The 11073-nt window shown below is 59.9% G+C and carries 8 protein-coding genes and 2 pseudogenes; 9 read left to right on the top strand and 1 reads right to left on the bottom strand.

The features are described from left to right. Positions 1–6 precede the first annotated feature (6 nt). Positions 7–132, bottom strand: a pseudogene (locus tag RA302_RS32065) (transposase); the annotation flags it as partial. A gap of 50 nt (positions 133–182) precedes the next feature. Here RA302_RS32065 and RA302_RS32060 point away from each other — a divergent pair. From RA302_RS32060 to RA302_RS32020, 9 genes and pseudogenes are all read left to right on the top strand, one after another. Next, a pseudogene (locus RA302_RS32060) lies at positions 183–641 on the top strand (DDE-type integrase/transposase/recombinase); the annotation flags it as partial. 424 nt (positions 642–1065) lie between these two features. Next, a complete protein-coding gene (locus RA302_RS32055; protein WP_011331542.1) occupies positions 1066–1476 on the top strand; it encodes an SCP2 sterol-binding domain-containing protein in 411 nt (136 codons plus the stop codon). A gap of 54 nt (positions 1477–1530) precedes the next feature. Beyond that, the gene (locus RA302_RS32050) at positions 1531–3159 is read left to right on the top strand and encodes a fatty acid--CoA ligase (RefSeq protein ID WP_011331541.1); all 1629 of its coding nucleotides are present in this window, start codon (positions 1531–1533) and stop codon (positions 3157–3159) included. 42 nt (positions 3160–3201) lie between these two features. Further along, positions 3202–4308, top strand: coding sequence for an NDMA-dependent alcohol dehydrogenase (locus RA302_RS32045; RefSeq protein ID WP_011331540.1), 1107 nt, complete (start codon positions 3202–3204; stop codon positions 4306–4308). A 306-nt stretch (positions 4309–4614) separates the two neighbouring features. Continuing rightward, on the top strand, positions 4615–6012 hold the full coding sequence (locus RA302_RS32040) for an aldehyde dehydrogenase family protein (RefSeq protein WP_011331539.1): 1398 nt from the start codon (positions 4615–4617) through the stop codon (positions 6010–6012). Positions 6013–6361: 349 nt separating this feature from the next. Next, positions 6362–6682, top strand: coding sequence for a 2Fe-2S iron-sulfur cluster-binding protein (locus RA302_RS32035; protein ID WP_011331538.1), 321 nt, complete (start codon positions 6362–6364; stop codon positions 6680–6682). 26 nt (positions 6683–6708) lie between these two features. Continuing rightward, complete coding sequence (locus RA302_RS32030) at positions 6709–8097, top strand: cytochrome P450 (RefSeq protein ID WP_021334602.1); 1389 nt, start codon at positions 6709–6711, stop codon at positions 8095–8097. Next, entirely contained in the window at positions 8094–9296 is a 1203-nt protein-coding gene (locus tag RA302_RS32025; protein ID WP_011331536.1) for an FAD-dependent oxidoreductase, read from the top strand. Before RA302_RS32030 ends, RA302_RS32025 begins: the two co-directional genes overlap by 4 nt. 318 nt (positions 9297–9614) lie before the next feature. Beyond that, positions 9615–10679, top strand: a complete 1065-nt coding sequence (locus tag RA302_RS32020; RefSeq protein WP_011331535.1) for a BtrH N-terminal domain-containing protein — start codon at positions 9615–9617, stop codon at positions 10677–10679. The last annotated feature ends 394 nt before the right edge of the window (positions 10680–11073 follow it).

The following is an 11073-nucleotide window of genomic DNA, read 5'->3' as shown; positions in this document are numbered from 1 at the left end:
CTTCCGCAACCAGTTGTAGCCTGCGTCTTCATGAACGCCGACTGCACGCGCTGCGGCGCGGACCGTGCCACCTCTATCGAGTAGTCGGAAGAATTCTTCCTTCTGCTGATCCGTGTACTTTTTGCCAGCCATTGCAACACCTTCCAGTAGGTGTTGCGACGATTGCTGGAATCCAAGCCGGTGAGGGGAAGCTGTATCTGTGTGCGATCAAAGATGCCTGCGGTAATCGGATCGTCGGATACTCCATCGACTCGCGGATGAAAGCCCGCCTGGCGGTCACCGCTCTGAACAACGCCCTCGCTCGCCGCGGCGACGTCACCGGATGCGTGGTTCACTCGGACCGAGGCTCTCAATTTTCGTCCCGAAAGTTCCTTAACGTCTTAACTACTCACGACCTGATCGGATCGATGGGCAAAGTCGGAGCCTGCGGCGACAACGCTGCAATGGAAAGCTTTTTCTCGCTGTTGCAAAAGAACGTCCTCGACCGTCAGGCCTGGGCGACCCGCCAGGAGCTCCGAACAGCGATCGTCACCTGGATCGAGCGGACCTATCACCGCCGCCGACGCCAGGCCGCCCTCGGCCGATTGACCCCCATCGAATACGAGACCATCATGAACACACCAGCCGCACCGGCTGCGTGACTACAACTGTCACCTATCCGTGCAGCAGACCCAATCTTGTTTCCTTGTGATCGTGGCCGATGCGTATGCCGTCATCTTTGGCTTGAAATGCGCTGCGACTCCCGCAGCGTCTCGTATTCCACTGTCGGACTTCCACGGTCCGCTCCGAGCAGATCATGTTCTTGTCGCAACCCGACGCATCCGCGTGAGTAACCTCAGGGTATTTACAAAAACAAAAAAAGGTAACGATTTGAGCAAAAGGTGGTATGGTGAACATCACACGCACCCTCGTGTGGGCGGGAAGCATGCCTCGCAACGACGAGTTCGGCTGAGAGGCGGTCACCCCCGATGACTTGTTTGACGGGAGCGGTGACTATCGCAGATTGAGCGTCCCTGGTCGCTCGCGACCGCGCATTACCTACAACGAGATTGGTGGAGGTTCGAGATGGCTGTGTTCAAGAATGAGGACGAGGTTTACGCCTACATGGCCGGGATATTTCGGCGTGGCCTGGAGATCGAGGGGCTGGCGGACAAGCTTGCGGGCTCGGGGGTGGTGTTGCGGGTGTATTACACCGATCCGGATGCGGTGGTGACGGTGGATATGCCGAACAAAGTGGTGGAGACCGGAGCTTCGAGTACCGCAGTCCCCAATGTCGAACTGTTCATGTCTTCGGACACCGGGAACAAGTTCTGGCTAGGGAAGGTGAACCTGACAATGGCGATGGCCAAGGGAACCGTGCGCGCAAAAGGGCCGGTGCCCAAGTTGCTCAAACTGATCCCACAGGCCAAGAACCTGTTTCCCGAGTACAAGTCGATGTTGCAGAGCGAGAATCGACAGGATCTCATCGATGCGTGACTACCGATCGATGCGTGACTTCCGCTTGACCGCTGACCGCAGGACGGTGGCGCGATGAAAAGCACCATGCAGGACGTTCCGCTGACCGTGTCGTCGATAGTGCGGCATGCCTCCAGGATTCATGGCGAGCGTGCGGTGTTGACCGCGCGTGGACCCGGGCAGATCTCCCGGGTGTCGTACCGAGAGCTGGGCGAACGTGCGGCTCAGTTGGCTAATGCATTGCGCGCGATCGGGATTCGTGGAGATGAGCGCGTCGCGACCCTCCAATGGAGTAACCAGGAGCATCTGGAATGCTATTCGGCGGTGCCATCGATGGGCGCGGTGCTGCACACGTTGAATCTGCGACTGCCGACTGAACAGCTGACGTGGATCGCAAACCATGCCGACGATCGGGTGGTCATCGTCGACGGAACGGTCCTTCCTCTCCTGGCGTCGGCTCTTCCCTCGATGACCTCGGTTCGCACGGTGCTCGTCACCGGTACTGGCGACCTTGCCGCTGTTGAGGGGTGTGGAAAGGACGTCCTTCGGTACGACGATGTGGTCGCCGCCCAGCCGAGCTCATTCGACTGGCCAGACGTCGACGAACGGTCGGCCGCTGCGATGTGCTACACCAGCGGCACCACCGGCCATCCGAAAGGCGTTATCTACAGCCATCGTTCGACGTGGCTGCATTCTCAGGCAGCGTGCGCCTCGAATGCGCTGGGCATCGGTCATGACGACACGGTATTGACGATCGTGCCGATGTTCCATGCCAATGCGTGGGGACTGCCGTACGCGGCGATGATGGCAGGCGCGCAGATGCTGCTGCCCGACCGCTTTTTACAGGCTGAGCCGTTGGTGGAGATGATCGAGGCAGCGCGACCGACGATGGCGGGAGCGGTCCCGACGATCTGGACCGACGTTTTGCACTACCTGCGTGACAATCCAGGCCATGACGTCAGTTCGCTGAAGATGGTGGCCTGCGGGGGTTCAGCCGTTCCGCGGTCGTTGATAACCGCTTACGACGAGCTGGGTATCCGCATCGTACAGGCATGGGGAATGACCGAGACCTCGCCGCTTGCTGCAGTCGCGCTCCCGCGGGACACCGACTCACCGGAGAGGTCCCTTCAGGTACGCGGAACCCAGGGCAGGGTGGTGGCCGGTGTGGAGGCCCGCATCGTCGACGACTCTGATGCTGAGCAGCCCTGGGACGGAAAGTCGGTGGGCGAGATTCAGATTCGCGGCCCATGGATCACCGGGTCGTACTACCAGCATGACAGTGCGGCGGTGACGCCGGATGGATGGTTGTGTACCGGAGATGTTGGCGTGATCAGCGCAGATGCGTTCATCACTCTGACCGACCGTTCCAAGGATGTCATCAAGTCGGGAGGTGAATGGATCTCGTCAGTCGAACTGGAGAATGAATTGGCCGCTCATCCTGCGGTGCGCACCGCCACTGTGATCGGTGTGCCAGACGATAAGTGGCAGGAACGACCGCTGGCAGTGGTTGTCCTCGATACCGGACGCACCGTTACGGCTAGGGAGCTGTCGGGATTCTTGCGCGACCGTGTGGCCAAGTGGTGGCTACCTGAACGATGGGCATTCGTTACTGAAGTTCCACTGACCTCGACAGGCAAGTTTGACAAGAAGAAGTTGCGGCGCCAATACGCCGACGGTGACTTCATTGTTGAGACGCTCGACTGAATCGGCCTTCACGGCAACCGAATTATTGATCTAAGGAGAATCATGAAGACACGCGCTGCTGTTCTCTGGGGCCTGGGAGAGAAGTGGGAGGTAGAGGAAGTCGAGCTTGATCCGCCCGGCCCCAACGAGGTGCTCGTCAGGCTGACCGCGAGTGGGTTGTGCCATTCCGATGAACATCTCGTGACCGGTGACTTGCCCTTCCCTCTACCCGTAGTCGGCGGTCACGAAGGCGCCGGCACCGTGGTGGAAATCGGCGCGGGAGTCGAGGATATCGCCGAGGGCGATTCGGTCATCCTCACCTTCCTTCCGTCGTGCGGGCACTGTTCCTACTGCGCACGCGGTATAGGGAACCTGTGCGACGCAGGCGCGGCCGTCATGATGGGACCCCAGCTCGATGGCACCTACCGCTTCCATGCACGCGGCGAGGACATCGGCCAGATGTGCTTGCTGGGCACCTTCTCGGAGTACACGGTCGTGCCGAGGGCGTCGCTGGTTAAGATCGATACAGGAACACCGCTGGATAAGGCGGCGTTGATCGGCTGCGGCGTCACCACCGGTTACGGGTCGGCGGTGCGCACAGGCGAAGTGCGCGCCGGGGACACAGTGGTCGTAATCGGAGCCGGCGGTATCGGCATGAACGCGATTCAAGGCGCACGGATCGCCGGCGCGTTGAACATCATCGCCGTCGACCCCGTGGAATTCAAAAGGGAGCAATCCAGCGTGTTCGGCGCGACGCATGCCGTTGCCTCGATCGACGAAGCGTGGGCGCTGGTCAGTGACATTACTCGCGGCAAACTCGCCGACGTCTGCATCTTGACCACGGATGTCGCCGAAGGGTCCTATACTTCCGAGGCGCTATCACTCGTTGGCAAACGTGGGCGAGTGGTTGTCACCGCGATCGGGCATCCCGAGGAGACCACTATGTCGGGCTCTTTGTTGGAGTTGACACTCTACGAAAAGCAGATCCGCGGTTCCCTGTACGGCTCGTCGAACGCTGCGCATGACGTCCCTCGCCTCGTCGAACTGTACAACGGCGGAAACCTCAAGCTCGATGAGCTGATCACCCGTGAGTACACTCTCGATCAGATTAACGAGGGCTATGAGGACATGCGATCAGGCCGCAACATCCGAGGGCTCATTCGATTCTGACGCCACCGCGGGGACAAATTCCCGCAGTCAGTGGTGAATGTCGGGTGGCGGAGCCCAAATAACGGCGAGGTTTGCAGATCGAGTACTGCGCCGTGGAGCCCTCACCGGCTTAGGGGCATTTCCGTGAAACTCGCCCACAAATGCAACGACTCCGGCAATACCTTGATGGTGACCGGCCGATGTCGTTCTAAATCTCCCTCATGAAGAAAGCCTCGGCTGTCGTGGTCGGCGCCGTTGGGACCCCGATTCGATGATGTCTACCCGTTTACCAGAGAAATCGCCCGAGCTACTAGAAAGGCAGTTGACATGCCATTACAAATGGAGGCGCAGGGCGGCAGGCGCGACCGCAAGCAACTGCTCGACGAGGTCCGACGTGTCGCAAATTCAGGCCGCACACGGGATCTGCAGTGGCGACTGGACCAATTGACAGGGATCGAGCGACTTTGTTCCGAACGTGAGAGCGAAATCGCCTTGGCGTTGTCCAAGGACCTAGGCCGCTCTTCTGTAGAGGCATGGCTCGGCGACATCAACGCCACGAAGACTGAAGCCCGCTACGCGCGGAAGCACCTGAAGAAATGGATGCGGCATAAGAGAGTGTCGTTGCCGCTGAGTCAATTGCCCGGTCGCGGGTGGGTGCAGTACGACCCGTTGGGCGTCGTCCTGATCATCGGACCATGGAACTATCCCCTGTATTTGAATCTGGGTCCCTTGGTGGCGGCGGTGGCAGCCGGCAACTGCGCAGTGATCAAGCCATCCGAGCTTGCGCCTGCAACCTCCGAGTTGCTTGCCCGGTTGGTGCCGCAATATGTTGATGCGGAGGCGGTCCGCGTTGTCGAGGGTGACGGGGAGACGACTCAGGATCTGCTTTTCCAGGGTTTCGATCACGCCTTGTTTACTGGAAGCACCGAGATCGGTAAGAAGATTATGGCCACTGCCGCGCTGACGTTGACTCCGGTGACGCTCGAGTTGGGCGGGAAGAGCCCAGTCGTCGTGGCAGCCGACGCCGACATCGACGTCGCTGCGCGTCGGATTGCGTGGGTGAAATTGCTCAACTCTGGACAAACCTGCATCGCCCCGGATTATGTTCTGGCTGATAAGTCGATCGTCGACGAACTGGTGGAGAAGATCGTCCAGAACATCGTCCAGTTCCGGTCTGCCGAAGAAGAGTTCGCGCTGCCGATCGTCAATGCACGGCAATTCGACCGCTTGGTTCAACTACTCACCGCCACCCAGGGCACCATCGTCAGCGGAGGGCACTTCAACCGAGACAGTTTGCGTATCGAGCCGACGGTCATTGTGAATCCGCCCGACACCGACGCGATGATGGCCAGTGAAATCTTCGGCCCTGTGTTGCCAATCCTCACGATCGACTCGATTAGCGCAGCTGTAACCCGTATTAACGCCGGCCCGAAGCCATTAGCACTTTACCTATTCACCACTTCATCGCAGCTAGGTCGTGACCTGATCGACCGCATCCCGTCCGGTGGTGCCGTCATCAATCACGTCGCATTGCACTGCTTAATTCCGCAGCTGCCTTTCGGTGGTGTCGGTGCCAGCGGCCTCGGCGAGTATCACGGCAAATGGGGGTTCGAGGCTCTCAGCCACCGCAGAGCAGTGCTGTCCAAATCCACCAAACCCGATCTGCGTCTGATTTATCCACCGTATACTGAACGTACGATCAAGTTGCTACGGAAACTTCTGTGAACGGGTTGGTGCCCGCCGTTCGAATGACCCCTGTTATCGCTGATCCTGAAGGTTTTCGGCGCCGGGGGGACCTACTTTTCGTCAACCAAAAGTGGGGAGCCGTAAATCAAATGGCATCAAGGCTCGGGGATGAGCGAATTCTCGGATTGAGCGTTGCGAGTTCAGGCTCGCTAGGTCGAACTGGAATGACTCGTTGCGTGAAAGCTGGAGGAGGCACGCCCGCATCATTGCGTTTCATTTTCCCCCCTGAGTCGAATTCACAACCATCTGACTCTGGCGAACATAGCCGACATGGTCAGTTGCTGTCAGAATTTAAAATCCCATCAATACGCTGCATCAGGAGTTGGTTATGGCTGTTGTCACTTTTGTCTCTCGCGACGGCGAGGAGCGTGAGGTGTCTCTCGAGGAAGGTTCGTCGTTGATGCAGATCGCAACCAACAACGCGGTGCCCGGTATTGATGGCGACTGTGGGGGTGAAGCCGCGTGTGGGACCTGCCATGTGATCGTCGACCCGCAGTGGTCCGAGTTGGTCGGACGTTCAGGATCGGAGGAGGAGGAGATGCTTGCGATGAACCCCGAGCGTCAACCCACCTCCCGATTGTCTTGCCAGATGCTCGTTTCGGCGGCGTGGGACGGCTTGATTGTCCAGACGCCAGAATTTCAGATGTGACCCACGAGAGTGACGGATAAGACGTAATGAAGGTTTCTGAAGTGATCACTGACAAAGTTCAATCTGCCATCCCGATCGACCTGCAAATCCGCGGCGCACACCTGTACGACAGGACCCGACGTTGGGTGACCGGATCGAACGGAAAGAAGCTGTTCGTAGAGAGCCCAATACCACCGGTCGAAGACGTCGAGCTCGCTGACATCGACCTCAGCAACCCGTTTCTCTATCGTCAGGGGCGTTGGCAGTCCTACTACGAGCGCCTACGCAATGAGGCGCCGGTGCACTATTTACCGGACAGTCCCTTCGGGCCGTTCTGGTCGGTCACGCGGCATGCCGACATAATGGCCGTCGACAAGGATCATGAGTCATTCTCCGCCGAGCCGCTAATCGTCATCGGGGTCCCGCCGCGTTTTTTAGATATCACAATGTTCATTGCGATGGATCCGCCCCGCCATGACAGGCAGCGGGCCGCCGTCCAGGGCGTGGTCGCGCCGAAGAATCTTCGTGAGATGGAGGGGCTGATTCGTTCGCGAGTCCAGGAGGTGCTCGATGACCTGCCAAGGAATGAGCCATTCGACTGGGTACAGAACGTCTCTATCGAGTTGACCGCTCGAATGCTTGCAACCCTTCTCGATTTTCCATACGAACAGCGTCATAAACTCGTCGAATGGTCAGACCTCGCAACCTCGATGGAGCAGACCAACGGCGGCCCCTCAGACCTCGACGACACGTTCGTCGGTATGCGCGAGATGGCACAAGGTCTCAGCGAGCACTGGCACGACAAAGCGGCCCGGACCGCTGCCGGAGAAGAACCAGGGTTCGACCTGATCACCATGCTGCAGAGCAACGCCGACACCAAGGACCTGATCAGCCGACCGATGGAATTCTTGGGCAACCTCGTATTGCTGATCGTCGGTGGCAACGACACCACCCGCAATTCGATGAGCGGCGGTGTTCTCGCGCTGAACCGGTTCCCCGATCAATTCGAGAAACTCAAGGCCAATCCCGACCTGATCTCCAACATGAACTCGGAGATCATCCGGTGGCAGACACCATTGGCCTACATGCGACGAATCGCCAAGGTCGACACGGTGCTCAACGGGCAGTTCATCCGGAAAGGCGACAAGGTCGTGATGTGGTACGCGTCGGGCAACCGCGACGAACGCGTGTTCGACCGGCCCGACGACTTCATCATCGACCGGGCCAACGCGCGCAACCACATCTCTTTCGGCTTCGGTGTTCACCGCTGTATGGGTAACCGGTTGGCCGAACTTCAGCTGCGGATCCTCTGGGAGGAATTGCTCGCTCGTTTCGAGAACATCGATGTCATCGGCGAACCCGAATACGTCCAGTCCAACTTCGTGAGAGGGATCAGCAAGATGACGGTCCGCCTCACCCCGAAATCCGACGCATGACCGCACAGCGCGCCGTCATCATCGGGGCCAGCCATGCTGGGGCTCAACTCGCAGCCAGCCTGCGCCAGGAACGTTGGACCGGAGAGATCGTCCTCATCGGCGATGAATCAGCGCTGCCGTACCAACGCCCTCCTTTGTCGAAGGCTTACCTGGCCTCGAAGAGCACGCTCAAGGACCTGGAGATCCGAAGCGTCGAGTTCTACAGCAAGCACGGGATCCAACTCCTGGACGCGACTGTAGAGGCGATCGACCGCTCAGCAGGAAGCCTTTCGCTCAGCACTGGCGACGCGTTGACCTATGACAAGCTCGCCTTGTGCACCGGTGCCCGCCCGCGGCGGCTCCCTACCCCGGGGGCCGACCTGGCCGGCGTCTACTACCTACGCACCGCCGCGGATGTTGGGTTGATTCGAAAGGCCGCGACCCCCGGACGTCGAGCCGTGATCGTCGGCGGGGGCTACATCGGCCTAGAGACGGCCGCCTCCTTGCGTGCACTGGGTCTGGAGGTCACCGTGTTGGAGGCGACCGAACGCGTCCTCGAGCGGGTCACCGCTCCCGAAGTCTCCGCATTTTTCGACCGAATCCACCGCAGTGAAGGGGTCGATATCCGCACGGGAGCCCTGGTCGAAGCGCTCACCGGCGATAGCCGCGTCCGCGAAGTGGTCCTGGCCAGCGGCGAATCAATCCCTGCCGACCTCCTCATTGTCGGAATCGGCGTGGAGCCCAATGTCGACCTCGCCGCCGCCGCGGACCTTGCTGTTGACAATGGCGTCGTCATCGACGACCACGCCCGGACCAGTGATCACAACATCGTGGCCGCCGGGGATTGCGCCAGCCACGACATGGCCCGCTACGGACGTCGCATTCGCCTGGAGTCCGTGCCGAGCGCCGCCGAGCAGGCCAAGGTCGCTGCCGCGACCATTTGCGGAAAGCCTAAGGAGATAAAGGCGCTTCCCTGGTTCTGGTCGGATCAATACGATCTCAAGCTCCAGATCGCCGGGCTCAACACTGGGTACGACGAAGTCGTCCTCAGCGGAAACCCGACCCGTGACCGCGACTTCACCTGCTACTACCTACGCAGTGCAGAGCTGATTGCGGCGGACTGCATCAATCGTCCCCGCGACTTCATGTTCAGCAAGCGGGTCATCTCGCAGCAGCTCCCCATCGACCGCGCCGAACTGTCACTCGCCGGTGCAGTGTGAGGCGACTCTGCCTTGAGCTCGATCGATATGACGTCGGCGAGCGATACGCAATTCGAAGGACGAACAGGTCCAAACCTCATTCGGCGCGCCCACTAACGAAACTGCGGCTTCTATCGGCGGCTCGCGAATCGACCCTTCCCTCCGAGCTTGAGCTCGATCCAACGAGACCCGCAACAGTTCGGTGCCAACTGTGGGCCACCACTTCAGTGTTCGTAAGCAACGTCGACCCATGGGCTACGCATGCCCACTTGGAACGAATCCCTGGCAACTGACTGGTCTTCGACACCCCCACGCCCCGCCACTCGGAAAGGATCGCATATGCCGCACAAAACCCTCATCGAGGGCTACCCCCATCAGATCGGGGGCCACTGTGGTTCAGGCGCGATGCGAGATCTGCTGCACTGGCACGGTCTCGGGTGGGATGGACCGCCCAGCGAGGGGCTGACATTTACCCTCGGGGGTGCCTTGGGGTTGTCCTATCTTCGATCGAATGCCCTCGTTCCACCGCTTTATCTGGTGGGACGAGGTGCCGACTTCGAAGTCGACCTACCGCGCCGACTCGGCGGGCAGGTCGAGGTCCTAACCACCGACGATCCAGAGGAGGGATGGTCGTGGGTCCGCGACGAAATCGACTCCGGTCGACCAAGCCTGGTGTGGGGCGACATCGCCGAGCTACCGTATCTGAGGGTCCAGATGAAGATGAGCCGCCACGACATCGTCGTGATCGGCTACGACGAGGACGCGGGCGTAGCGTTCGTCGTAGACAACGACCGGGCCGAGGTGCAGGAGGTTCCCTTCGACTCGCTGGCCCGGGCCAGGTCTTCGACGTCGTTCCCGCAGCCAACGCGCCACTGCACGTATCGGATTACCTGGCCGAGCGACCTTCCCGTGATCGGTGACGCTGCAGCGGCAGCGTTTCGGCAGTCTGCTGATAACTTGCGTCAGCCATCAGGGGCAAGAATCGCCGATATCCCCGCATCGAGCGGTGCTGAGGGGCTGGCAGCCGCCGCAGCGCTGGCAGCCGACGTCCACACCTGGGCAGACCTTCCTGACGACGAACTCGAGATCCTACTGTTCGGTCTCGGCGCGTTCATCGAGAAAGCAGGCACCGGCGGCGGGTTGTTCCGACGCTTACTCGCCGAGGGGTGCGCCGAGGTCGCACGACTGACCGGCGACCTCGCCACAGAAGGCCTCGCGCAAGTCGCCGACCGTTGTGCGCAGGCCTGGACCGAGACCGCGCGCGCTTGCATCCAGCGTGACGTTGACATGCGAGCTCGCTTGAACGCGGTTGTCCTGTCAGCTGGTAGATTGCCCGGGGCCGAAAGGGATCTTGTCGAGGCTTTAGAGGTTGCGTCCAGCTCGTTGGTAACTGAAGACCGCTAACCACGTTCGTCTCGTGAAATAGATCAGGTAGCTTGTTATGTAAGCCGAAAGTTGGTGCAGAGAAGGGCATTACACGGAGAGTGCGTTTCATTGCGGTGGTACTAATATCCGTCAAAAGAGAATGCTGGTGACAGATACATGATGGGCGCGAAACTCGTCGAGGAGACTGACACGATGCGGCTGATTCTGTGATGATGCTCAGACGACGCTTTGATAAAATGGGGGTTGCCGGTGAAGGAGATCCGCTTGGTGACCGGGATCGTCTTGATGCCGTCGACAGGCTGAACCCTGCCTCAGTGGGTTGGTCGTGACAGAACCGCTTGAAACCTATCAAGATTGTTCCGAAGGCCAGGTTGAGATCGCGCTCGTGACGGACTGGTGGAGTAGCTTCGAG

Source organism: Rhodococcus sp. DN22 (genome assembly GCF_036669995.1).
Taxonomy (GTDB): Bacteria; Actinomycetota; Actinomycetes; order Mycobacteriales; family Mycobacteriaceae; genus Rhodococcus_F; species Rhodococcus_F erythropolis.
Note: the sequence above shows the minus strand (reverse complement) of the source record. Positions and strands in the feature narration are given on the sequence as shown.